Genomic DNA, 23,901 nt, shown 5'->3' on the forward strand with positions numbered 1-23,901 from the left:
TGAATGTAGGCTTGGCAACGGCAGCCCAAGGCCGGCCCGCCGTGCAGCGCCAAGCGGCGTTGCTATTCGATGTTCTGGACCTGTTCACGCATCTGTTCGATGAGCACCTTGAGGCTTACCGCCGCCTGGGTGCTACGGGTGTCGAACGCTTTGGATCCGAGTGTATTGGCTTCACGATTGAGTTCCTGCATGAGGAAATCCAGACGCCGACCGGCGGCGCCGCCGGACTTCAGTACCCGGCGCACCTCGCTGACGTGAGTCGTCAGGCGGTCCAGCTCCTCGGCGACGTCGCTCTTCTGCGCCAGCATTACCATCTCCTGTTCGAGACGTTGCGGATCCAGGTCGACGCGCATTTCGGCGCAGCGGTCCAGCACCTTCTGCCGCTGGGCGGCGAGCATCTGCGGGACCTGGAAGCGCAGCGTGGCGGTTTCCTCGGTGATCGCATCGAGGCGCTCGTTGATCAGGCGGGCCAGCTCTTCGCCCTCGCGCTGGCGGCCATCCTTCAGCTCCCCCAGTGTCCGGTGAAACAGCTGAAAGGCCGCGCTGTTGAGCGCCTGGGGATCGGCCGCGTCACCCACCAGTACGCCCGGCCAGGCCAGTATTTCCAATGGATTGAGTGGCGCTGGTTGCTTGATCAATGCGGCGACGCTTTCCGCTGCGGCAATCAGCTGGCTGGCCCGCTGATTGTCTACCTGCATCGAGCGGCCAGCGGCGTCCTCGGTAAAGCGCAGTGTGCATTCGACCTTGCCGCGCGACAGGCCCTTGCGTAGCGCGTCTCGGACAGCGCCCTCAAGGTCGCGGAAGGCTTCCGGCAGGCGTAGATGCGGCTCCAGATAGCGGTGGTTTACCGAACGGATTTCCCAGCTGAGGGTGCCGTGGTCGCTGGCCTGCTCGGCCCGTGCGAAGGCGGTCATGCTGTGAATCATTGGGTAACCCCTCGGTGCGATGGCGAAAGGCGACGGATTGTAAATCAAAAAGGCGTTTGAGGCTGGACGATGAGAAGCAACGCAATGGTTGCCGCCCGGTGCTTGTCGTATAGCCGTTAGCCTCTGGCGCTTTTGCCGATCGGCAGGCCGGGCGCGTAATTCTGCACCAAAGCCTCCTATAATGCCGGCACCAGAATCGATGAAGTAGGAAATATCCATGAAGCGTCCCAGTGGCCGCGCCGCCGATCAGCTGCGTTCTATCCGCATCACCCGCAACTACACCAAGCATGCCGAGGGCTCGGTGCTGGTGGAGTTCGGTGATACCAAAGTGATCTGCACCGCCAGCATCGAAAATGGCGTACCGCGTTTTCTCAAGGGGCAGGGCCAGGGTTGGCTGACCGCCGAGTACGGCATGCTGCCGCGCGCCACAGGCGAGCGTAACCAGCGTGAAGCCAGCAGGGGCAAGCAGGGCGGGCGCACCCTCGAGATCCAGCGTCTGATCGGGCGCTCGCTGCGCGCGGCGCTGGATATGAGCAAGCTGGGCGAAAACACCATCTATATCGATTGCGATGTGATTCAGGCCGATGGTGGTACTCGCACTGCTTCGATTACCGGTGCGATGGTGGCGCTGGTCGATGCCTTGAAGTTGCTCAAGAAGCGCGGTGGATTGAAGGGTGGTGATCCGCTCAAGCAGATGGTCGCCGCAGTTTCAGTGGGTATGTATCAGGGTGAGCCGGTGCTCGATCTGGACTATCTGGAAGACTCCGCAGCCGAAACCGACCTCAACGTGGTCATGACCGGCGCAGGTGGTTTCATCGAGGTGCAGGGCACCGCCGAAGGCGCACCGTTCCAGCCGGAAGAGCTCAACGCCATGCTCGCGCTGGCGCAGAGCGGCATGCAGGAATTGTTCGCGCTGCAGCAAGCCGCGCTGGCCGACTGATTCAGAGGAGAACGCCATGTCTGACCAGGAGCTCGTACCCCAGCCTTCGCCGCAAGCGCGGCAATGGGCAATGTTCTGTCACTACTCGGCGTTCTTCTGGTTTCTGGTGCCGATGATCGGCAACGTGCTGGGGCCGCTGATCGTCTGGCAGCTGAAAAAGGATATGGATCCCTTCGTCGACGAGCAGGGCAAGGAAGCCCTCAACTTCCAGATTACGTTCAGCATTCTGCTGATGATCTGTGGGGTGCTGGCGTGGGTTCTGATCGGCTTTCCATTGATGGCGCTGATCAGTGTGGTAGCGCTGGTGCTCGTGGTGATTGCCGGCATTCGCGCTAACGAAGGCAAGCCCTATCGCTATCCATTCTGTTGGCGGATTGTCAGATAGCGGCAAGCTTCAAGCTACAAACTTTAAGTAAATGCAGGAGCCTGGAAGGCTCTCAGCCTCTATTTGATTGGATTCCAGCTTCCAGCTTCCAGCTTAAAGACTAAGTGTCCAGTCGTAATCCACTACCAGCGGGGCATGCTGCGAGAATCGTGGCTGACGGGGAAGGCGAGCGTTTCGCACGAAGCGGCGCATGCCCGAGGTGAGGATCTGATAGTCGAAGCGCCAGCCCAAGTTGAGCATCTGCGCCTGCTCAGTATCCGGCCACCAGCTGTAAAGATCCCCTTCTCGGCTGACTTCCCGTAGTGCGTCGATATAGCCCATGTTGCCGAAGATTTCGTCGAGCCAGGCGCGCTCCGGCGCCAGGAAGCCGGTCGCTTGCTGACAGTCGCGCCAGTTTTTCACATCCAGTTTCTGGTGGGCCACATACAGCGAGCCGCAGTAGATATATTCGCGACGCTTGCGACGCTGCTTGTCGAGGTAATGAGCGAAATCGTCCATGAACTTGAATTTCTGGTTCAGGTCTTCGTCACCACCGCGACCGGTCGGCAAAAGCAGAGTGGCAATGCTGACCTTGTCGAAATCGGCCTGCAGATAGCGGCCGTAGCGGTCGGCGGTCTCGAAGCCGAGGCCCATGATCACGGCCTTTGGCTGCAATCTGGAGTACAACGCAACACCGCCCTGTTCCGGAATCTCAGCGTCGACTGTATAGAGGAAATAGCCGTCGAGCTGATAGGCCGGATCATCGAGTTCTACTACGGAGGCGCGGGTATCCTGCAGGCAGATGACGTCGGCATTCTGCGCTTGCAGCCAGCTGAGAAGACCCCGCTGTGCCGCCGCTTGAATGCCATTCACGTTGACGCTGATGATCCGCATAAATGGCCCCTAAAAACACGTGCGTGTATGATAACCCAAGCTCTTTGCAATTAGCTAAATCAGTGTCTTCCGGGAATATTATTCATGCAGGCGTACCAGCGCGAGTTCATTCGCTTCGCCATCGAGCGCGGGGTTCTGCGCTTCGGTGAGTTCACCCTGAAATCCGGGCGCACCAGCCCTTATTTCTTCAATGCCGGCTTGTTCAATACTGGATCGGCGCTGGCCCAACTAGGTCGCTTTTACGCGGCCGCCGCCGTCGATAGCGGTATCGATTTCGATGTGATCTTCGGCCCTGCCTACAAGGGAATTCCCCTGGCTGCGGCGACAGCGATCTCGCTGGCCGAGCACCACCAACGCGACTTGCCGTGGTGCTTCAATCGTAAGGAAGCCAAGGATCACGGTGAAGGCGGTACGTTAGTGGGATCGCCGCTTACCGGGCGCGTGCTGATCGTCGATGACGTCATTACCGCCGGAACCGCGATTCGCGAAGTGATGCAAATCATTCGTGCTGAAGGTGCTGAGGCCGCCGGTGTCCTCATTGCGCTCAACCGGCAGGAGCGCGGCCAGGGCCAGTTGTCGGCCATTCAGGAAGTGGAGCGCGACTATGGCATGCCTGTAGTGAGCATTGTTTCGCTCGCGCAAGTGCTGGAGTTCTTGGCTCAAGATGAACAACTCAAACGGCACTTGCCAGCGGTTGAGGCTTACCGGGATCAATACGGGATTTGAGCGGTTGAGTAGTTAGCAGCGGCAGAGCCGCCGCATAGTCCATTCTCAGCCGAGATCCTTGAGTCGGACGTCCTGTTTTGTGTCAGCAACTGACGAATAAGGACCACCTTATTTGCATAAACCGTGGCCCCTCTGCAGTGCTTGCTTTGAGTCTGGGTGGCGTGGACGTTTAAGCTACCCAATGTTTTTTTTGCTGAGCGCCGTTGACAGTTAGTGCCGCCGCACGGGTCGCTGCCGTGATGTTTCTGTACTTCTTGATCCCCTTGTTGGTGTGCTTATTGCTGTTCAAGTCTGGCTGGTTGTATAAGCTGGGCGCTGTCCGAACATAAAAACATGGGCGTTTCGAGTGGCTGTACCGAGCGCGTCGAATACGGAAGAGGCTAAAGATGCAAATAGGGAGCAGGGTACTTTTGCTGTGTGGCTTGTTGGGTGCAGCGGCTGCCCATGCTGACCTGTATCGCTATGTCGATGACAAGGGCGTGGTGGTGCTCGATCGTCACGGCGTCCCGCCCCAGCATATCGGCAAAGGCTATGAAGTGCTCAACGACCAGGGGCGGGTCACTCGAGTGGTGCCGCCCGCGCCGACGCCCGAAGAGCGTCAACGTTTGCTCGAAGCCAAGGCCCGCGCCGGGTCTGATGCGCAGCTGCTGCGTCTGTATGCCAGCGTCAAGGATGTCGAGCGAGCTCGGGCAAGAAAGCTCTCGGAGTTAGACAGCGTAATAGGCATCACGCGTGGCAATTTGCAGGCGCTGCGCACCCAGCAAGGCAATCTGCAAAGCCAGGCGGCGAACCATGAGCGTGCCGGTCGCCAAGTGCCTGAACAGCTGCTGATGCAGATCGACAATCTCAACAAGGAACAAGCCAGCCTGCGGCGCGATATCGAGCGTTACAAGCAAGCCCGCAACAAAGCCGAAATCAGTTTCGGCAAAGAGCGTGAACGAGTCGCCGAATTGCTCGGCCAGTCCCAATAGGCGGCCCGCAAAAAGAAGCCCAGCTCTTCCTACGAAAAGCTGGGCTTCTTTGTTATGAGTCGGAGTTTACTTGCGGTTGGTGATGAGAGTGCCGACGCCGATGTCGGTGAAGATCTCCAACAGCACCGCGTTGGGCACGCGACCGTCGATGATGTGAGCGCTATGCACGCCACCCTGCACCGCCTCCAGGGCGCAGCGAATCTTTGGCAACATGCCGCCATAAATGGTGCCGTCGGCGATCAGCTCGTCGACCTGCGCCGTGGTCAGTCCTGTGAGCACATGGCCCTGCTTGTCCATCAGGCCGGCGATGTTGGTCAGCAGCATCAGCTTCTCGGATCTCAGCGCCTCGGCAACTTTACCTGCGACCAGGTCGGCATTGATGTTGTAGGACTCGCCATCAGGGCCGACGCCGATCGGTGCGATGACCGGAATGAAGTTGCCACGAACCAGCATCTCCAGCAGATCGGTATTGACTCCGGTGACCTCGCCGACCTGACCGATGTCGATGATTTCCGGTGAAGCCATTTCCGGTGTCTGGCGGCTGGCCTTGAGCTTCTTGGCGCGGATCAGCTTGGCGTCTTTGCCGGTCAGGCCGATGGCGCTGCCGCCGTGCTGGTTGATCAGGTTGACGATGCTCTTGTTGACCTGGCCGCCAAGGACCATCTCCACCACGTCCATGGTCTGGCTGTCGGTCACCCGCATACCGTCGATGAACTGGCTTTCGATATTCAGGCGCTTGAGCAGATCGCCAATCTGCGGACCACCGCCGTGTACCACCACAGGGTTTATACCCACTGCTTTCATCAGCACGATGTCGCGGGCGAAGCCGGTCTTCAGCTCCTCGCTTTCCATCGCGTTGCCGCCGTATTTGATGACCAGTGTCTTGCCAACGAAACGGCGAATATAGGGCAGCGCTTCGGACAGGACCTGGGCGAATTGGGTGGCGGCTTCACGGCTGAGGGTCATGCAGGGCTCCGCAAATCAGATCAGAACGGCAGGGTGAGATCGGGCGCGACAGTATAAAGCTGTGCGCGGAAGACTTCTTGTATGCGCTTGAGCTCTTCCTCGCTTTCAGCTTCGAAGCGCAGCACCAAGACCGGCGTGGTGTTGGATGCGCGTACCAGCCCCCAGCCTTTCGGATAGTCGACACGAACGCCATCGAGCGTGGTGATGTTGGCTTCGCCCCACTGAGCGTCTCGGTGCAGCGCTTCGATGATGGTGAACTTGCTTTCCTCGGTGACCTTGATGTTGATTTCCGGTGTGGAAAGGTCGTTGGGGAAGGCGGCGAAGACCTGCTCGGCAGGGCGCTTGTCCTGGCTGAGGATTTCCAGCAGGCGAACGGCACTGTAAATACCGTCATCGAAGCCGTACCAGCGCTCCTTGAAGAAGATGTGCCCGCTCATCTCGCCGGCCAACAGGGCACCGGTTTCCTTCATTTTTTTCTTAATCAGCGAGTGACCGGTCTTCCACATCACCGGGCGTCCACCATAGCCACTGATCAATGGGGTCAGGCGGCGCGTGCATTTGACGTCGAAGATGATGTCTGCACCCGGATTGCGTGAAACCACGTCCTTGGCGAACAACATCAGCAGACGGTCGGGATACACCACGGTACCTGCGTTAGTCACCACACCGACACGGTCGCCGTCACCGTCGAAGGCCAGGCCCAGATCGGCATTTTCCGATTTGACCTTGGCAATCAGGTCTTCAAGGTTTTCCAGCTTGCCAGGGTCCGGGTGATGGTTGGGGAAGTTGCCGTCGACATCGCAGAACAACGGGATGACTTTGCAGCCCAGTGATTCGATCAGTTGCGGGGCGATGACGCCGGCGACGCCGTTGCCGCAGTCGACCACTACCTTGAGCGGTTTGGCCAGCGCAATGTCGTCGCGGATGCGCTTGAAATAGCTCTCAAGCACGTCGACCTGCTCGGCCTGACCGACGCCCTCGGCGAGGTCACCGGTCTCGATGCGTTGGCGCAACGCCTGGATTTGTTCGTTGGCGAGGGTGTCGCCGGCAATGACGATCTTGAAGCCGTTATAGTCCGGCGGGTTGTGACTGCCGGTCAGCATCACGCCGGATTTGCCGGCCAGGACGTTGGCCGCATAGTAAAGAACCGGCGTCGGCACCATGCCAACGTCGCTAACACTGCAACCGCTGTCTACTAAGCCCTGAATCAGGTGCTCGACCAGCTCCGGTCCGGATAGACGGCCATCGCGGCCAACCGACACATTCGGCTCACCTTTGGCAAGGCTTTCGGAGCCGATTGCGCGGCCTATCCAATAGGCGGTTTCGTTGGTCAGAGTATCGCCGACTACGCCACGGATGTCGTAGGCGCGGAAAATGCTGGCGGGCAATTGCGGGGCTTTGGGGGCGCTCATTGCGGTTTCTCGCTCCTTGGTATCGAGGCCAAGCCAGTCCTGGTCCTCGTCGAGAATGTCAATGTCGAGAATATCGGTGTCCTGGAACAAGGGATCGACGTACTCGGTGGATGGGGCTTGCCGTACCACGGGCTGTGATGCAGCTGAGGCTTTGGTCGGCGCCATTCCGGCGGTGCGAAGCGGCAGACGAACCAGACTCTTGGCCAGCGCGTCGAGCGCCGGCAGGCTCAAGGTCGGTGTTTTGATGGCCTTGCCGTTGGAGAGTTCCTGCACCATCTGGCCCAAATGCATGACATCTTCACGAAGCCGCCGCTGCTGTGCGCTGAGCACCAGCTGCAAACCGAGCAAAAGACCGCAAAGTGCTGCCAGGACCGCGGCGAGCAACAAAAGCGGTGATAGTGTTGCGGCACCCAAGCTCGCACTGGGCAGGAAGCTGAGTTTCCAGTTCGGATTGCCGCTGGACAGCGTTGTCGTCTTGCTTTCGATTCCCGCGCCGCCCCGTTGTGCGAGCAGCTGCGCGGGCGCGCTATTGAATTGCTGAACCAGGCGTAGCTGGCCGGCCTCGGCGGGCAACTTCGGGAGCGTAGCCAGGAACCGCTCCAGACTGGTGACCAGCAGCAGCGTGCCCTCGGCCGGTTGTTGCGGAGACGAGCGTAGCGCGACAGCGCTATAGAGCAGCCAGCGGTTATCGACCTTGAACGCTTCGGGCGCTGGCGGCTCGCCGTTTTCGGCACGTTGCAACAGGTCCAGCGCGGCGAAGTTCAGCGGTCCGGGACGATCCGGGTTCTGCCGGGCCTGGCCGCGCAAGCTGAGATGCGCATCGACCACACCGTCGCGGTAGCCAAGTTCACGTTCAGCGGCACGTATCCGCTCGGGCTGCTCGCTGCGCAGCGCCTCGAGAAGCTGGGGGTCGCTGGCGGCGGCACGAGTATTTTCAGCCAGTTGACGAAGGGCTTGCTCGACCGCCGAGGCCTGGCTTTGGCCCCAGGCCTGCGTCAGTTCGGCAGCATGCTGCTGCTGGCTGCTTTGGTGCCCCATCCAGAGCAATGCGCCAGCGATGGCGAGGCCCAGCAAGCCTGGCAGCAGCCCCGGCATCAAGGTATTGAGCCCGGCGCTACGGCGTGTTGGGGATGATGTGGCGTCGGCGGGATTGAGTACGCCGGTGTCCTTGGCGGTGCGCTTGAAGAGTTTCATGGAGCTCCTCGGATCGTCCTGAAAGGCGGGTATGGCTCAATGGCTGCCGGAGTGACCGAAGCCGCCCGCGCCGCGATCGCTGCTATCGAATTCATTCACCAGCTCGAACTGTGCCTGGATCACCGGCACCAGCATGAGCTGCGCGATGCGCTCGCCAACCGCGATGTCGAATCGGGTCTGGCCGCGGTTCCAGCAGGAGACCATCAGCTCGCCCTGGTAGTCGGAGTCGATCAGGCCGACCAGATTGCCGAGCACGATGCCATGCTTGTGACCGAGCCCCGAACGCGGCAGAACCAGCGCCGCGAGATTCGGGTCGGCAATATGGATCGACAGGCCGGTTGGGATGAGCAGGGTCTGGCCCGGCTCGAGGGTGGTGTCGGCCTGCAGCATGGCGCGCAGGTCGAGGCCGGCGGAACCGCTGGTGGCATAGGCGGGCAGGGGGAAATCCCGGCCAAGGCGTGGGTCGAGAATTTTCGCTTGGAGTTTGTGCATGTTAGGCCTGATGAAAACGGTCGGCGATGAAGGCGATCAGCTGACGGGCGATATGCCCTTTGCTGGCCTGGCTGAAACGGGTTTCGTGCTGCTGACGGTCGATTACCGTGACGGCATTTTCTTCGCTGTTGAAGCCGATGCTGGGATTAGCGACGTCGTTGGCAACGATCAAATCGAGATTCTTGTCACGTAGCTTGCGTGTGGCGTACTCCAGCAGATTCTCGGTTTCGGCCGCAAAACCGACGCTGAACGGGCGATCTTCGCGGCCGGCCAGAGTGGCGAGAATATCGGGATTGCGGACCATCTGCAGAAGCAAACCATCACCTTTGGTAGGGTCTTTCTTCAGTTTGTGCGGCGCGACCACTTCCGGACGGTAGTCCGCAACGGCGGCGGCGGCGATGAAGAGGTCGCAAGGCATTGCCGCTTCGCAGGCGGCGAGCATGTCGCGGGCGCTGACAACATCGATGCGCTGCACCCGATCGGGTGTCGGCAGAAATACCGGGCCCGCTACCAGCGTCACGCGAGCACCGGCTTCGGCGGCGGCTTCGGCCAACGCGAAGCCCATCTTGCCGGAGCTGTGATTGGTGATGTAACGCACCGGATCGATGTTTTCCTGGGTCGGGCCAGCAGTGATCAGCAAATGCTGGCCGGTCAACAGGCTGCGTTCGAAGCAGTCGGCGGCAGCCTGGGCCAGATCATCCGCTTCCATCATCCGGCCCATGCCGACGTCGCCACAGGCCTGGCTGCCCGCTGCGGGGCCGAACATGCGAATGCCTCGTTGTTGTAGCAGGGCGTGGTTCGCCTGGGTCGCCGGATCGGCCCACATCGCCTGATTCATCGCCGGGGCCAGCGCGACCGGTGCGTTGGTCGCCAGCACCAGCGTGGTCAGTAAGTCGTTGGCGATGCCTTGGGCCAGGCGCGCCATGAGATCCGCAGTGGCGGGTGCGACCAGAATCAAGTCGGCCCAGCGGGCCAGCTCGATATGCCCCATGGCGGCCTCGGCGGCGGGGTCGAGCAGATCCAGATGAACCGGGTGGCCGGAAAGAGCCTGAAGCGTCAGCGGGGTGATGAATTCGCGTCCGCCGCTGGTCATCACGACGCGCACCTCGGCGCCCTGATCGCGGAGCCGGCGAACCAGCTCGGCACTCTTGTAGGCGGCGATGCCGCCGCCGACGCCCAGGACGATGCGTTTACGATAAAGCCGCTGCATAGGCCTGCCTTGTTACGGGTGAGAACTGGTTCCGGCGGGGGCCGGTTGCCGTCGATAAAAGGTCGTTAAGATAGCACAGCGCCCTCACAGGACGAGGGGCACGCTCAACATGGAGGTGACATGAGCATTCGTGACTGGCCCGCGGCGGAACGTCCGCGGGAAAAGCTTCTGGAGCAGGGCGCGGCGGCCTTGTCCGACGCGGAACTGCTGGCGATATTTCTGCGCACCGGGGTGGCCGGCAAGAGCGCGGTTGATCTCGCCAGACATTTACTCAGCGAGTTCGGCAGCCTGCGCGCGTTGCTTGAAAGCGATCTTGAGCAGTTCGGCAGCCATCTGGGGCTGGGGCCGGCCAAGTTCGCCCAGCTGCAGGCGGTGCTGGAAATGGCCAGGCGACACCTGGCCGAGCGCATCCGCCGCGATTCGGCACTGGAAAGCCCCCAGGCAGTACGCGATTACCTCAAGGCGCGGCTGCGGCACGAGCCGCACGAACTCTTCGCCTGCCTGTTTCTCGATTCGAAGCACCGCGTGCTGGCCTTTGAAGTGTTGTTTCACGGCACCATCGATGGTGCCAGCGTCTATCCGCGACAGGTCGTCAAGCGCGCGCTGGCGCAGAACGCGGCGGCCGTCATCCTGACCCACAATCACCCCTCGGGCGGCGCCGAGCCCAGCCAGGCTGATCGGCAGCTGACCCGCAAGCTCACCGACGCGCTGGCGCTGATTGATGTGCGGGTGCTCGATCACTTCATCGTCGGCGATGGCGAGCCGCTGTCCATGGCCGAGTACGGCTGGATGTGAGCGGCGCTGCTCATGCCAGCAGCGGTACCAGCAGCAGTGGCAGCAGTACGCTCAGCACGAAGCGGCCATTCCAGCCGACGGCGATGCGCCAGGGCGAAAGCTGGGCGTGGCGAGCCAATAGAAGGGCGGATGGGCCATAGGGCGATAGCAACATCGCCAAGGAAAAGCCGAACAGCAGCGCGACCGCCGGCTGCATCACCGCGACGCCCTGACTCGCCAGCTGCGCCAGCAGGGCCGCGCAAATGTTCAGCGAGATCAGCGGCGCTACGCCCAGCAGCGCCAGCACGATGATTACCAGCGTACCGAACGCACCCAGCGCGAACAGCACAAGGGGAGTGGCACCGAGATGATCGGACAGGTGATGCACCGGCAACACCGCGGCGACCAGGCCGGCCAGCAACGCCGAGCTGGCGAAAATAAAGGTCTCGTTACGCATGCCAATGAGGGTATCGCTGACTTCGCCGAATACCTGACGTGGCGCTATCCGTTGCCAAAGCAGAATTGTGATTACGGCGAGCGGCACTAGCAGCATCGCTGCCTGAGTGGCGGAAAGCCAGGTCAGCGCAGCCAACATGGCGATCAGCACGATGCCGATCAGGCTGCCGACGAGCAGACCGCGGAAGCTGCCACGCGTCTGCTCCGAATGTGTCTGAGGTTCGGAAGCAGGATGGGCCAGTTGCTGCAAACGACGATTCTCTGCCGCCCAGCCGAACAGCAGCAGAAGCACGCCGCCGAGCAGCCCGAACGGCAATAGCGCGCTCCAGCTCAGTCCCGGTATTTCACGAGTAAGGATGGCCACCGCGACGCTGGTGGGTGCCAGCAAGGGCACCAGCGCGAAACCGCGCAGCGAGGTAACCATTACCCCGCGTCTACCTTCGCGACGCTGGGTGTCGCTATAGGGGCGCCGCTCGAGATGGCGTTCCAGCGAACCGCAGATCAGATTGAGCATGCCGAAGCTCAGGATCGAACTGATCGCAAACGTGCTCATCAGATAACCGGGATAGAGCCAGGTACGTGGCCCTGCCAATAACAGGCGATGCAGCTCGCTGAGCTGATGCAATCGTTTGACCAGGCAATGCATCAAACCCAATGCGCCGATGAACGCAGCGTAATAAGCGGCCGAGGACAACATGCGCGCACCCTGTTGCCAGTTCGCTTCGCCGGTCAGCAGCCAGTAGCCGAGCAATGCCAGGGTGACGACGCCGAGCCGACGCGGGTAAGGCATCAGCGAACGCCAATGCCAGACGAAGAAAGCCGCTAGCAGAGCACCGCTGATGACGCTCAGCGGCTGCAGTTGGGTCGTCAGGGCCAGCAGCTCGAAGAGTAGTGCCAGCGGCAATAACGCGGTCATCGAGCTAGCAGCTCACGTTGCCGGGCGCCACGTTTGTACACGCTTTCGCCGAAGAGGCTGGTGCCGGAGGCTTGAGCCTGTTGCAGCAGGGCGATGGAATAGTCGGACGTGTGCATGGCGCTCGGTCACGGATGGCTTGCGTAGGAGACTGGCAGTCTTTAGGCTTTCGGTCAATTGAGGCGGAATATTATTTCGCAGTGCGAAATATCACTTCTAATAACAACCCAAGACAGACGTACCCAAGACAGACGCAACGCATCCATTGAGGAGGTTCGCATGTTTTCCCGTATCGGCATTATCGGCGCCGGCGCCATGGGGCGCGGCATCGCGCAGTTATTCGCTAGCGCCGGCCAGCAGGTCTGGCTGTATGACAGTCGCCCCGAAACCATCGATCAGGCGCTGCAGTTCAACCGGGAGCTGCTCGAACGCAGCGTTGCCAAGGGGCGTTTGAGTGCCGACGAGTTATCGGCAATTCAGGGACGTATGCAGCCTGCGCACCAATTGGCTGAGTTGTCCGGCTGCGATTTGCTGATCGAAGCCATCGTCGAGAATCTCGAGGCCAAGCAGAGCCTCTTCGTGGAGCTGGAAGGTTTGATCGCCGCCGACGCCGTGCTCGCGACCAATACCTCGTCGCTGTCGGTGACCCGCATCGCCAGCGCCTGCGCGCGTCCCGAGCGGGTAGCCGGTTTTCACTTCTTCAATCCGGTGACGTTGATGAAGCTCGTCGAGGTGGTCCGCGGCGAACGCACCGAGCCGACGGTCATCGAGCGGCTGGTACAGCTGGCCGAACATGCGGGCCACTTTCCGGCTATCACTCCCGACACTCCCGGTTTTCTCGTCAACCATGCCGGTCGCGCCTATGGCACCGAGGCCCAGCGGATTCTCAGCGAGGGCATCGCTACCCCGGAGCAGATCGATCGAATCCTGCGCGACGGTCCGGGCTTTCGCATGGGGCCGTTCGAACTGTTCGATCTGACCGGCCTTGATATTTCACATGCGGTGATGGAGTCGGTGCACGACCAGTTCTATTACGATCCGCGTTACACCCCGTCTTACCTCGCGGCGCAACGGGTTGCGGCGGGTCTGCTCGGGCGTAAAACCGGTCAGGGCTTCTATCGTTATCAGGACGGCCAGCAGATTCGCTCGCCGGAGCCCCGCTTGGAAGCAGTGACAGTCGATAGGCCGTTCTGGCTCGACAGCATCGAACCCGAGCTCCGCGGGCGTGTCGGTGCGATCCTGCAGCAAGCCGGCGCCATGCTCGAAGACGGTGCGGGGCCATCGGACCAAGCCATCTGCTTGATCACGCCATTGGGTGAGGACGCCAGCAACTGCATCGAGCGACTGGCGCTGCCGGCGGTGCGTGCCATTGCGCTGGATACGTTCAGCGATTTCGACAAGCGCCGCGTATTGATGCGTCAGCCAGCACTCGACCCTGCTCTGGAAGCTCAGGCGCGCCAGGCGCTGGGCGCCGATGGCGTGCCGGTGGAAGTGATCAATGACTCGCCGGGATTCGTCAGTCAGCGAATCGTCGCCAGCATCGTCAACCTTGGCTGCGAAATTGCGCAGAAGGGGATAGCCTTGCCGGACACCCTCGATCGCGCCGTGCAGCTTGCGCTGGGTTATCCGAAAGGGCCGCTGGGGTTTGCCGAACGCTACAACCCGGCGCGCATTCTCACCATTCTCGAAGCCATGCAGGCCTGCTACGGCAACGAGCCACGCTATCGACCGAGCCCTTGGTTGCGCCGGCGGGTGCAGCTCGGCCTGCCGCTGGCCGCGCCGGATATGCCGCGCTGAAGTCAAGTCGCGGGCTCGATGCGTTTCTGAAGAAACGGAGGGGATTTAAGCTTCGCAGTGCGCTGCCGCTAACCCGGTAAACCCGGCCATGCAGGCCATTTGCTACCAATGAACACTGTTCATCGGTAGCGGAGATGGGTACAACAGCTTTTTACCGGATGACAACAAGAGGCCATCGATGCGCCCTGCCTTCCGTCTTCACCCCAAAGCCTGTCTACTCCACGCAACGGCACTGCTGGGGCTGCTGCTGTTTCATGGCTGGATGGAGCTGCCGTTCTATCTGACCGCAATTTCGGTTCTGCTGCTCGGTCTGTGGCCCTGGCTCGGTCCGTGGCGCTCCCAACCCTGCGAGCTGGCAGCTGCCGGTTCCGATGTTCAGAGCTTTAATGACCTGAGCAAAAACCTCTCGCGCCACACTTGTCACAACGCACTCGCCGCCGCGCAGGTGTCGTTCAGCGCTGAGCAGCTCGCCACACGTCTGCAGTCACAGCTGGCGGCGGTCGGTGAAATTGCCAGCGGTGCCGAGGCGATGACCACAACCGAGCAAGACAGTGCCGGCCGTGCGCGGCAGGCATTGGAAGCGGCTGAAGCGGTGCGGCGCAGCAGCGACAGCGGGCGTGCCGAGCTGCAGCATGCGATCGAGCGCATGCAACAGCTCAGCGCGCAGACCGAAGCCAGCCGGGAGCTGCTTGACGGGCTTTCGGCGCGTACCGAAGAGATTCGTCAGATCACCGATGTGATCCAATCCATCGCCAGCCAGACCAATCTGCTCGCGCTCAATGCCGCCATCGAGGCGGCGCGTGCCGGCGACGCCGGGCGTGGTTTTGCGGTAGTGGCCGACGAGGTGCGCAACCTCGCCGGCCGCACCAGCAGCGCTACCGAAGAAGTCGGTCGGATGGTCAGCGATATCGGTGAACAGAGCGCGGCGGTGGTCAGCCATATCCAGAAGCAGGCCAGCGAGCTCGACGAAGCCGCAGCGCAGATAGCTGAGACGGGAACCCAGCTCACCGGTATCGCCGACCTGGCCGGGAATGTCGAAACCCAGGTGGCGGAGATCACTTCAGGCACAGCGAGTAACCACGAACGGCTTTCGCAGCTATTTGTCGCCCTGGACCAGCTGCGCGGCGACGCCCTCGAAAGCGAGACTCAGACTCGTCAACTGGAGCAGGCGGCCGAGAAACTCGTCGGTCAGGCCGAAGCCGTCAGCGAACAGCTCGCCGAAGTGCAACTCGACGACTATCACCAGCACATTTTCGACTTGGCGCGTGAGGGCTCGGCAGCCATCAGTGCGCGCTTCGAGGCCGATCTGGACGCCGGTCGGCTGACGATCGACGACCTCTTTGACCGCAATTACCAGGCGCAGCCCGGCACCAATCCGACTCGATATCACACGCGCTTCGACCGCTACGCTGACGAAGTTCTGCCGGCCGTCCAGGAACCTCTGCTTGGGCGTAACGATGCGCTGGTTTACGCCATCGCCACCACGCCGGACGGCTACGTGCCGACCCACAATCGCGCCTTCAGCCAGCCGCCGGTTGGCGACCCGGCGATCGATATGGTCAAAAGCCGCAGCAAACGCTTGTTCAATGACCGCACTGGCGCTCGCTGCGGCAGTCACGAGCGCAAGGTGTTGTTGCAGACTTACAGTCGCGACACCGGCGAGTTGATGCACGATATCTCGGTGCCGATCATGGTTCGCGGGCGTCACTGGGGCGGTCTGCGCCTGGGTTATCGCCCCGAGCCTTAGCTCTCGCGGAGGAGGTGCGTTGGCAAAAGCGCCTTGATCTTTGGCACTCGCCCGCCACTCATGACCGCCCGGTGCACCGAAAGGATGGCTAAGCTTGTAGCTGAGGCCATCCGGAGCTAGTCATGAAAACGCTGACCGATCATCTGTCGCAATACGCCGCCTATCACCGCGACCCGCGCAATCTGCTCAGCCATTTCATCGGAATTCCGATGATCGTGTTGGCGGTCGCGGTGTTGCTGTCGCGTCCCGGCATGGAGCTGTCCGGTATCTGGGTGAGCCCAGCGGCGCTGGTCGCTCTCGCCGCGGGGTTATTCTATCTGCGGCTAGATTTGCGTTATGCGCTGCTTATGAGTCTGGTGTTGCTGCTCTGCGTCTGGGCGGGCGCATTGCTGGCGCGGCAGACGACAGCCGTCTGGCTGACTCTGGGTATCGGATTATTCGTGGTGGGCTGGATTATCCAGTTCGTCGGCCACTACTTCGAAGGACGCAAACCGGCCTTCGTCGATGATCTGACCGGGCTGATCATCGGACCGCTGTTCGTCGCGGCCGAGCTGGGCTTCCTGCTCGGCTTGCGTGAGCCGCTGCGTCAGGCCATTGAGGCGCGAGTTGGGCCGGTGCGGCTGCGCCAGCGCACGGTCGACGCCTGATTGACTTAGGGCGCGAGCGCCATCCACTGTTCGCTGAGACTGCGCGCGTGACGATCGACCATGATCGGCGCGAAGGCGCGTCCTGAGGCCGTATTGAAGCTGTTGTTGCCGCTGTTCATATCTTCGAGCGCGACCTTGAGAAAGTCCCAACGGGTTTTCAGCTTGGCAACGGCTGGATTCGATTTGGCGTCCAATGCCGCGAGCTGCTCGTCGATTGACGGCACCAAGCGCCGCTCATCCTGGCCGAGGTAGGTATCCGGTTGCTCGCGTGCGATTTCGAAAGACCCGACATAGGCACGGCTGAGGTACTGAACGGCGAGATATTCCACTTTGGCCGGTAGCTCGGCACGGAAATCGGCGCCTTGCTGGCTGCGCACCGCGGTAAGGAAGTCGCGTAGCGCCTTGCTCATCTGCAATGGCCAGCCCCACGGCATGTCGTCTTCCTCGTAGCCGAATCCGGCGCCTTCGCGCAGCGTGGCCTGAAGAACCTGATGCAATTCACGCAGTTCGTTGCTGGCGCCAGAAAAGCCCGTTACCGTGGCGTTCAGCGCCTGGAGGTCGCTTTCCATGCGCGCCAGATGCGCTTTCTGAAAGCCCTCGCCGCGGTAGAGCAGAAAACTGCTGGTGGCGCGGTTGGCATGTATCTGCATGCTTTCCAGCGCGGTGAAGGATTGAGCCTGGGCGGAATTGATCAATGCCGGGAACCAGCTCGCCAGCAAGGCCAGCGTCCATATCCATTTGCAATGACGCATTGTCGCGCTCCTTTTTATTTTTATAGAAGCAAGTGCCGTATGGGACGGCAACACCGCAGTAGCCTAACCAGCTGATGGCACGTCGGTATCACACCAAAGAATGAATTAGCTTGGAGAGGCCGGTTGGCAGGCTGCCTTGGCCTTTTTGTCGCCAAGTATGACCGTTCCGCCTGGCTAGAGCATGCGCTCCAGCCCGATCAGCTGACTGAACCAGGCATTGAAACGGCGCCAATTGCCGCCCGGTTCATCTAACAGAACCTTTCGTTGGCCCTCGTCTTCGGCGATCCAGATCAGCTGTTCACGACCGTTGCGCTCGATCAGCCGCACCTCGTAACTGATCGCGGGCGAGGTGCCTTCAAGGGTTAGCTGATGTACTTCGCTGGCCAGTTCGGGACTATGAATCAGAATGCCGACTTCGGTATTCCAGAGCACCGAGCGGGGATCGAGATTCAGCGAGCCGAGAAATACGTTCTCCTGGTCAAATACGGCGGCCTTGCTATGCAGGCTGGACTCGGATTCACCGATCAGGTTGTAGGACGTTTCCTGGTCCGGTTGCCGGCGCAGTTCGAATAGCCGTACGCCGGCCTTCAATAGCCTGGCGCGATAAGGCGCATAACCGCCATGGACCGCAGGGACGTCGGTGGCTTCGAGGGCATTGGTCAGTATTTTGATGGCGACGCCGTCTCTGGCGTGCCCGGCCAGATAATCGACGCCCTCATCGGTCGGCACGAAATAGGCCGAAACCAGGGTCATCGAGCGCCGGACCGCGTCCATGCTTGGTTGCAGCTGGGTGGTGAGCAGCAGCTTCTCGTCCGGAATCCCGTCTGCTTCGATCTTGTCCGGGTGGTCCCATAGTGCATCGCCTGGCGCCCAGATCAGCTCGTTCAGCCAGCTATCGAGCAACGGTTCCTGCAGCGCTCCCATCAGGTGTTGATAACGCTGGCTGTCTTTCTCTCGCTCGCTCCGCAGATATCCTGCGATCTTCCGACGCGCTTCGTTCAACTCGTCGACGCTGGGGGGATGCCGCAGAAAATGCTGGATCGGTACGCTCAGGTCATGGTTCCAGTACAGGTCGAAACTGCCTGCCAGCTGTTCGGCGACTGGGCCGGCGGCGAGCAGGTCGATGTCGGTGAAATTGAAGCGCTGATCGGCATCGAAATATTCGTCACCCAGGTTGCGGCCGCCGATGATCGCCAGGCTGCTGTCGGCCAGCATGAGCTTGTTGTGCATGCGCCGATGCTGCTGTGAAAGATGAAGCAGGCGTCCGAGGGAGCGGGTGACGATGTTGCTGCGCCCGATGTGCAGCGGGTTGAAGACTCGGATGAGAATGTTCGGGTGAGCTGCCAGCGTCGCGATCTGGTAATCGCTGCCGTCGCTGGTGGTGTCATCGAGTAAAAGTCGGACCCTGACGCCGCGGTCTGCGGCCTTGATCAGCTCATCGATCAGCGCGCGGGTGCTGAGACCGTCGTGGACGATGTAGTACTGCACATCGAGGCTTGTCTCGGCTTGGCGAATCATTTCCATGCGCGCCGAGAACGCTTCGGAGCTCTCGGACAACAGACGAAAGCCGGAGTCGCCCACAGGCTGATCGGCAGCAATCGACTCGATTCGTTGGGTCAGTTCCGAACCGTGGCTCGGTAGCCTATAGGACGGGGTCGTGGGGACGACGTGGCCGGCGCATCCAGCCAGCAACAGCATCGCCACAAGCAGCAGACGCATGCGCAAGGTCACTCCTGTCGATGGTTATCGTTCCTTGGCAATTGGACGTCAGCGCAACGGCGAAATTCAGAATTGATCCTTGAGCCGGTACCAAAGCATGCCCAACGCCAGTAATGGCGAGCGCAGGCGCTGGCCGCCGGGAAACGTTGGATGCGGTACACGCGCGAACAAATCGAAGCGACCTTGGAGTTGTCCGCTGATGGCCTCGGCCAGCAGCCGCCCAGCCAGGTGTGTGGCGTTCAGTCCATGCCCGGAATAGGCCTGGGCGTAATAGACGTTGGGCTGGTCCGGCAGCCGGCCGATCTGTGGCAGACGATTGGCGCCGATACCGATCATGCCGCCCCACTGGAAATCGATTCGGGTGCCCTGCAGTTGTGGAAACACCTCAAGCATCTTCGGCTGCATATAGGCGGCGATGTCCTTTGGATCTCGACCGGAATAATGGCAAGCGCCGCCGAACAACAGGCGTCCATCGGCTGAAAGGCGGAAGTAATCCAGTGCCACCCGTTGATCGCAGACCGCCATGTTCTGCGGCAGCAGTTCGCGCCTGAGCGTCTCGGGCAGCGGCTCAGTGGCGATGATGTAGCTGCCGGCCGGCAGCACCTTGCCCGCGAGCGACGGATTTAGATTCCCCAGGTAGGCATTGCCGGCCAGCACCAACTGGCCGGCGCGTACGCTGCCTTGCGCCGTGTGCACCCGCACCTCGGCGCCGTAATCGATGCGTTCTACTGCTGAACGCTCGAACAGGCGTACACCCAGCGACTGTGCTACGGCGGCTTCGCCCAGCGCTAGGTTGAGCGGATGTAGGTGGCCAGAGCCCATGTCCACCAAGCCACCGAGATAGCGGTCGGAGCCGATCACCTCGCGCATTTCGTCTTTCGGCACGCGGCGCAGTGAATGCGGGTAGCCGAGGCGCTTGAGATCGGCGTAGTCCGCCTCGAATCCATCGACGTGGCGCTGCTTGGTCGCCAGGTCGCAATAACCCCAGGTGAGATCGCAATCGATGCCGTAGCGCTCGATGCGTTGGCGCACGATGTCCACCGCCTCGAATCCCATGCGCTTGAGGGCGTCGACGCCCTCATCGCCGAGCACCGGCTGAAACTGCTCGACGTCATGGCCGACACCACGGATCAGCTGGCCGCCGTTGCGCCCGCTGGCACCCCAACCGATCCGCTGGGCTTCGAGCAGCACCACCGACAGGCCGCGCTCAGCCAGTTCGATAGCGGTGTTGAGCCCGCTGAAACCGCCGCCAACGATGCACGCATCCGCCTCGTGCTCGCCCTGCAACGGGGCGTAGTCGAGGGTGCGATTGATGCTGGCGGCGTAGTAGGAAGGGGCGTGGTTCTGTGTGCTGGCGGCCGGTTGCCGGGTAGTCATAGTCGAGCCTTGGACTGTTTGCCTGCCTCGAAGGGTAGACCGGACAGCGCTCGCGGAGCAAAAGACGAAACGCAGCTGCGTCAGTCCGGCACCGGCATTTCCAGCGACTCCTTCACTTCCTCCATGACGATGTAGCTTTTCGACTCGCGTACATGGGGCAGTTTGAGCAGGATGTCACCCAGCAGTTTTCGGTACGACGCCATCTCCGAAATCCGCGCCTTGATCAAATAATCGAAGTCGCCGGAAACCAGATGGCATTCCAGAACATGGGGCAGCTTGAGCACGGCGCGTCGAAACTCTTCGAAAATATCGCCAGACTTGTAGGCCAAGCTGATCTCGACGAACACCAGCAGCCCGCCCTTCAGGTGTTGCGGGTTCAGCCGTGCCGAATAACCCATGATGATGCCCTCACGCTCCAGCCGCCGTACACGCTCGGTGCAGGGCGTGGTGGACAAGCCAATGCGTTCGCCCAGTTCTGTGAACGGCATGCGTCCTTCCGCTTGCAACAGACGGAGGATTTGCCGATCGATCTTGTCCAGCTCGCGCCGGACTTGATGCTTGGTTCGCATAGGTGTATCGCCTCCAAATAAGCCGTTCATGGCGTGAATAATCGCAAAGATAGCGCTTTATATGGTGAAAGCCACTGCTGATCGCTTTTTATACTCCGCACTAATAGTGTTTCGGAAGTTCGGTGACAACCGGACGGGAGGCAACGATGCGGGTCTTGGTGATGGGTAGCGGCGTGATCGGCACAACCAGTGCCTATTATCTGGCTCGTGCTGGGTTCGAGGTGGTGGTCGTCGACCGTCAGCCAGCGGTGGCGATGGAGACCAGCTTCGCCAATGCCGGCCAAGTTTCGCCCGGCTATGCCTCCCCCTGGGCTGCGCCCGGCGTGCCGCTGAAGGCCATCAAGTGGCTGATGCAGCGTCATGCACCGCTGGCCATCAAGCTCACCGGCGATATCCAGCAATACCTGTGGATGGCGCAGATGCTGCGCAACTGCACGGCAGCACGCTACGCGGTGAACAAGGAGCGCATGGTGCGGCTTTCTGAGTACAGCCGCGACTGTCTCGATGAGCTGCGCGCCGAGACCAGTATCGATTACGAAGGTCGGCAGTGCGGCACCACTCAGCTGTTCCGTACCCAGGCGCAGCTGGACGCCGCAGCCAAGGACATCGCCGTGCTGGAAGCATCCGGTGTGCCCTACGAGCTGCTCGATCGCGCCGACATCGGCCGCGTCGAACCTGCCCTGGCGCGTGTGGCGGACAAACTCAGTGGTGCGCTGCGCCTGCCCAACGACCAGACCGGCGATTGCCAGATGTTTACTACCAAGCTGGCCGAGATGGCGCGCGAGATGGGTGTGGAGTTCCGCTTTGGGCAGGATATCCAGCGCCTGGCGTATTCCGGTGATCGCCTCGATGGTGTGTGGATCGATGGCAAGCTGGAGAAGGCCGATCGCTACGTGCTGGCGCTGGGCAGCTATAGCCCGCAGATGCTTAAACCGCTAGGTATCCGCGCGCCGGTCTATCCGCTTAAAGGCTATTCGCTGACTGTGCCAATTAGCGATCTCTCCATGGCACCGGTATCCACCGTGCTGGACGAAACCTACAAGGTCGCCATTACTCGCTTCGATCAGCGCATCCGCGTTGGCGGCATGGCGGAAATTGCCGGGCACGATCTGTCGCTGAACCCACGTCGGCGCGAAACCTTGGAAATGGTGGTCGGCGATCTATTCCCGCTGGGCGGCGATGCGAGCAATGCCGAGTTTTGGACCGGGCTGCGTCCGGCGACGCCCGACGGCACGCCGATCATCGGCGCCACCGCCTATCGCAACCTGTTTCTCAATACCGGGCACGGTACGCTTGGCTGGACCATGGCCTGCGGTTCCGGTCGATTGCTGGCTGACATGCTGGCGAAAAAACGAACCCAGATCAGCACCGACGGCCTGGATATCTACCGTTATGGCAATCCCAAGGAGTCGCACAAACATGCCAATACAGCGCCTGCACACTAACGCGCGCATGAGTCAGATCGTCATTCACCGTGGCACGGTCTATCTGGCCGGTCAGGTGGGTGAAGACATGGCCGCGGGTGTTGAGCAGCAGACTCGCGAAACGCTTGTGAATATCGAACGGTTGCTGACCGAGGCGGGTACCGACAAGCAGCACATTCTCTCGGTCACCATCTATCTGAAGGACATCGATGCCGATTTCGCTGGAATGAACGCGGTGTGGGATGCCTGGCTCCCGGACGGCGTCGCCCCGGCGCGCGCCACTGTGGAGGCCAAGCTCTGCGAACCGGAGATTCTCGTTGAGCTATCGGTCGTGGCGGCTTTGCCTGAATGACCGAGGCGTTTTCGCGTTTCGCCCCGTTGTGTTGAAAATACTGAACGCCATTGCCATCATAGCGGCCTCTTCACTCCGCTCTTGATTGGGGGCTCCCGTATTGGACGTAGGCGTTCGACTGCAAACCATCCGCAAACTCAAGGGCCTGTCCCAGCGCGAACTAGCCAAACGTGCAGGCGTTACCAACAGCACGATTTCAATGATCGAAAAGAACAGCGTCAGCCCCTCCATCAGCTCGCTGAAAAAGGTGCTGAGCGGCATTCCAATGTCGCTGGTGGAGTTCTTCTCGCCTGATTTCGAGCAGGATGGCGACACCCAAGTCGTCTACAAGGCGAGCGAGCTGATCGATATTTCCGACGGCGCAGTAAGCATGAAACTGGTGGGCAAGGCCCATCCAGGGAGGGCCATCGCCTTCCTCGCAGAAACCTATCCGCCCGGCTCCGATACCGGCACGGACATGCTTTCTCATCAGGGCGAAGAGGCGGGGATGCTGGTCGAGGGACGCCTGGAGCTGACGGTGAACGGTCAGATCTATGTGCTCGAAACCGGCGATAGCTATTACTTCGAGAGCAGCAAGCCGCATCGTTTTCGTAATCCGTTCGAGGTGCCTGCCAGGCTGATCAGCGCGACGACACCTGCGAATTTCTGAGTCTGATTGCCGGTTTTAGCACTGGTGGATTGGCGATGCGACACAGCGTCGCTGGTGAGGCCTACGCAACACGGGTTGTTTCGGCATGCATGGCTTGCCGCTATACTAACCGCCGCTCGCGTAACCGTGGCCGCGGGCGTGTCTAGCCACATGAGGGTGTAAGGTGAACCTGATTAAGAAGATCCTGGTAGCACAGACTGCCGTAGTGGCCCTGTGGGCAATGAGCGCTCAGGCTGCGACCAACGACGACATCGCCGAGCGACTCAAGCCAGTGGGCGAAGTATGTATTCAAGGCGAGGAATGCGCGGCTGCTGGCCCTGCGGCGGCTGCCGCTGGCGGCGGTGCCCGCACCGGTGAAGCCGTGGTCGGCCAGTTCTGCAACGCCTGTCATGGCACTGGCCTGCTGAACTCGCCGAAGATCGGTGATGCTGCTGCATGGCAAGCGCGCGCTGATAAGGAAGGCGGTCTCGATGGTCTGCTGGCGAAAGCCATCACCGGCATCAACGCCATGCCGCCGAAAGGCACCTGTGCCGATTGCTCGGATGACGAGCTGCTAGCCGCCATCAAGCATATGTCCGGCCTCTAAATATCAGCCGGTCAGACAAAGCCGCCTTCGGGCGGCTTTGTCGT

23 protein-coding genes are annotated in these 23,901 nt (G+C 61.1%); 12 read left to right on the forward strand and 11 right to left on the reverse strand.

The window, feature by feature from the left end; translation table 11 throughout:
* Window positions 1-62: 62 nt before the first annotated feature.
* Window positions 63-926, reverse strand: a complete 864-nt coding sequence (locus NAV33_RS11100) for a YicC/YloC family endoribonuclease (RefSeq protein WP_255979902.1) — start codon at window positions 924-926, stop codon at window positions 63-65.
* 217 nt (window positions 927-1,143) lie between these two features.
* Here NAV33_RS11100 and rph point away from each other — a divergent pair, with 217 nt between their 5' ends.
* Both rph and NAV33_RS11110 read left to right on the forward strand, forming a co-directional pair.
* Window positions 1,144-1,866 (forward strand): ribonuclease PH, encoded by a 723-nt coding sequence (gene rph, locus NAV33_RS11105; RefSeq protein WP_255979904.1) that lies wholly within the window; start codon window positions 1,144-1,146, stop codon window positions 1,864-1,866.
* Between the two features lie 16 nt (window positions 1,867-1,882).
* Window positions 1,883-2,251, forward strand: coding sequence for a DUF4870 domain-containing protein (locus NAV33_RS11110; RefSeq protein ID WP_255979906.1), 369 nt, complete (start codon window positions 1,883-1,885; stop codon window positions 2,249-2,251).
* Between the two features lie 93 nt (window positions 2,252-2,344).
* On the opposite strand, the gene NAV33_RS11115 is transcribed toward NAV33_RS11110, so the two are convergent.
* The gene (locus tag NAV33_RS11115; RefSeq protein WP_255979908.1) at window positions 2,345-3,124 is read right to left on the reverse strand and encodes an exodeoxyribonuclease III; all 780 of its coding nucleotides are present in this window, start codon (window positions 3,122-3,124) and stop codon (window positions 2,345-2,347) included.
* A gap of 84 nt (window positions 3,125-3,208) precedes the next feature.
* On the opposite strand from NAV33_RS11115, the gene pyrE reads away from it, so the two are divergent.
* Both pyrE and NAV33_RS11125 read left to right on the forward strand, forming a co-directional pair.
* Window positions 3,209-3,850: an orotate phosphoribosyltransferase gene (pyrE, locus tag NAV33_RS11120; RefSeq protein ID WP_255979910.1), complete on the forward strand. Its 642-nt coding sequence runs from the start codon at window positions 3,209-3,211 to the stop codon at window positions 3,848-3,850.
* A gap of 386 nt (window positions 3,851-4,236) precedes the next feature.
* Window positions 4,237-4,821, forward strand: a complete 585-nt coding sequence (locus NAV33_RS11125; protein ID WP_255979912.1) for a DUF4124 domain-containing protein — start codon at window positions 4,237-4,239, stop codon at window positions 4,819-4,821.
* A 66-nt stretch (window positions 4,822-4,887) separates the two neighbouring features.
* Here NAV33_RS11125 and argB read toward each other — a convergent pair whose 3' ends face one another.
* The 4 genes from argB to coaBC form a co-directional block, all read right to left on the reverse strand.
* Window positions 4,888-5,787 carry an acetylglutamate kinase gene (argB, locus tag NAV33_RS11130; RefSeq protein ID WP_255979914.1) on the reverse strand — a complete coding sequence of 300 codons (900 nt, stop codon included), beginning with the start codon at window positions 5,785-5,787 and terminating at the stop codon, window positions 4,888-4,890.
* 20 nt (window positions 5,788-5,807) lie between these two features.
* Window positions 5,808-7,199 (reverse strand): phosphomannomutase/phosphoglucomutase, encoded by a 1,392-nt coding sequence (algC, locus tag NAV33_RS11135; RefSeq protein WP_255980240.1) that lies wholly within the window; start codon window positions 7,197-7,199, stop codon window positions 5,808-5,810.
* 1,230 nt (window positions 7,200-8,429) lie between these two features.
* Window positions 8,430-8,885, reverse strand: coding sequence for a dUTP diphosphatase (dut, locus tag NAV33_RS11140; RefSeq protein ID WP_255979916.1), 456 nt, complete (start codon window positions 8,883-8,885; stop codon window positions 8,430-8,432).
* Between the two features lies 1 nt (window position 8,886).
* Window positions 8,887-10,095 (reverse strand): bifunctional phosphopantothenoylcysteine decarboxylase/phosphopantothenate--cysteine ligase CoaBC, encoded by a 1,209-nt coding sequence (gene coaBC, locus NAV33_RS11145; RefSeq protein ID WP_255979918.1) that lies wholly within the window; start codon window positions 10,093-10,095, stop codon window positions 8,887-8,889.
* A 120-nt stretch (window positions 10,096-10,215) separates the two neighbouring features.
* On the opposite strand from coaBC, the gene radC reads away from it, so the two are divergent.
* Window positions 10,216-10,890: a RadC family protein gene (gene radC / locus NAV33_RS11150; protein ID WP_255979920.1), complete on the forward strand. Its 675-nt coding sequence runs from the start codon at window positions 10,216-10,218 to the stop codon at window positions 10,888-10,890.
* Window positions 10,891-10,900: 10 nt separating this feature from the next.
* On the opposite strand, the gene NAV33_RS11155 is transcribed toward radC, so the two are convergent.
* Window positions 10,901-12,241, reverse strand: coding sequence for a hypothetical protein (locus NAV33_RS11155; protein WP_255979922.1), 1,341 nt, complete (start codon window positions 12,239-12,241; stop codon window positions 10,901-10,903).
* A gap of 276 nt (window positions 12,242-12,517) precedes the next feature.
* On the opposite strand from NAV33_RS11155, the gene NAV33_RS11160 reads away from it, so the two are divergent.
* From NAV33_RS11160 to NAV33_RS11170, 3 genes are all read left to right on the forward strand, one after another.
* Complete coding sequence (locus NAV33_RS11160) at window positions 12,518-14,035, forward strand: 3-hydroxyacyl-CoA dehydrogenase (RefSeq protein ID WP_255979924.1); 1,518 nt, start codon at window positions 12,518-12,520, stop codon at window positions 14,033-14,035.
* Between the two features lie 178 nt (window positions 14,036-14,213).
* Window positions 14,214-15,782 (forward strand): methyl-accepting chemotaxis protein, encoded by a 1,569-nt coding sequence (locus NAV33_RS11165; protein ID WP_272887311.1) that lies wholly within the window; start codon window positions 14,214-14,216, stop codon window positions 15,780-15,782.
* Window positions 15,783-15,904: 122 nt separating this feature from the next.
* A complete protein-coding gene (locus NAV33_RS11170; protein ID WP_255979926.1) occupies window positions 15,905-16,429 on the forward strand; it encodes a DUF962 domain-containing protein in 525 nt (174 codons plus the stop codon).
* A gap of 5 nt (window positions 16,430-16,434) precedes the next feature.
* On the opposite strand, the gene NAV33_RS11175 is transcribed toward NAV33_RS11170, so the two are convergent.
* From NAV33_RS11175 to NAV33_RS11190, 4 genes are all read right to left on the reverse strand, one after another.
* Window positions 16,435-17,181 (reverse strand): hypothetical protein, encoded by a 747-nt coding sequence (locus NAV33_RS11175; protein WP_255979928.1) that lies wholly within the window; start codon window positions 17,179-17,181, stop codon window positions 16,435-16,437.
* Window positions 17,182-17,355: 174 nt separating this feature from the next.
* Window positions 17,356-18,906, reverse strand: a complete 1,551-nt coding sequence (locus NAV33_RS11180; RefSeq protein WP_255979930.1) for a phospholipase D family protein — start codon at window positions 18,904-18,906, stop codon at window positions 17,356-17,358.
* Between the two features lie 60 nt (window positions 18,907-18,966).
* Window positions 18,967-20,277 carry an NAD(P)/FAD-dependent oxidoreductase gene (locus NAV33_RS11185; protein WP_255979932.1) on the reverse strand — a complete coding sequence of 437 codons (1,311 nt, stop codon included), beginning with the start codon at window positions 20,275-20,277 and terminating at the stop codon, window positions 18,967-18,969.
* 80 nt (window positions 20,278-20,357) lie between these two features.
* Complete coding sequence (locus tag NAV33_RS11190) at window positions 20,358-20,846, reverse strand: Lrp/AsnC ligand binding domain-containing protein (protein ID WP_255979934.1); 489 nt, start codon at window positions 20,844-20,846, stop codon at window positions 20,358-20,360.
* Between the two features lie 146 nt (window positions 20,847-20,992).
* Here NAV33_RS11190 and dadA point away from each other — a divergent pair, with 146 nt between their 5' ends.
* The 4 genes from dadA (at window position 20,993) to NAV33_RS11210 (ending at window position 23,857) form a co-directional block, all read left to right on the forward strand.
* Complete coding sequence (gene dadA, locus NAV33_RS11195) at window positions 20,993-22,291, forward strand: D-amino acid dehydrogenase (RefSeq protein ID WP_255979936.1); 1,299 nt, start codon at window positions 20,993-20,995, stop codon at window positions 22,289-22,291.
* Window positions 22,266-22,622, forward strand: coding sequence for a RidA family protein (locus NAV33_RS11200; protein WP_255979938.1), 357 nt, complete (start codon window positions 22,266-22,268; stop codon window positions 22,620-22,622). Before dadA ends, NAV33_RS11200 begins: the two co-directional genes overlap by 26 nt.
* A gap of 100 nt (window positions 22,623-22,722) precedes the next feature.
* Window positions 22,723-23,271: a cupin domain-containing protein gene (locus tag NAV33_RS11205; RefSeq protein WP_255979940.1), complete on the forward strand. Its 549-nt coding sequence runs from the start codon at window positions 22,723-22,725 to the stop codon at window positions 23,269-23,271.
* A 163-nt stretch (window positions 23,272-23,434) separates the two neighbouring features.
* The gene (locus NAV33_RS11210; protein WP_255979942.1) at window positions 23,435-23,857 is read left to right on the forward strand and encodes a c-type cytochrome; all 423 of its coding nucleotides are present in this window, start codon (window positions 23,435-23,437) and stop codon (window positions 23,855-23,857) included.
* The last annotated feature ends 44 nt before the right edge of the window (window positions 23,858-23,901 follow it).

The sequence above is a fragment of the Stutzerimonas stutzeri genome, assembly GCF_024448715.1.
Classification (GTDB): domain Bacteria; phylum Pseudomonadota; class Gammaproteobacteria; order Pseudomonadales; family Pseudomonadaceae; genus Stutzerimonas; species Stutzerimonas stutzeri_AR.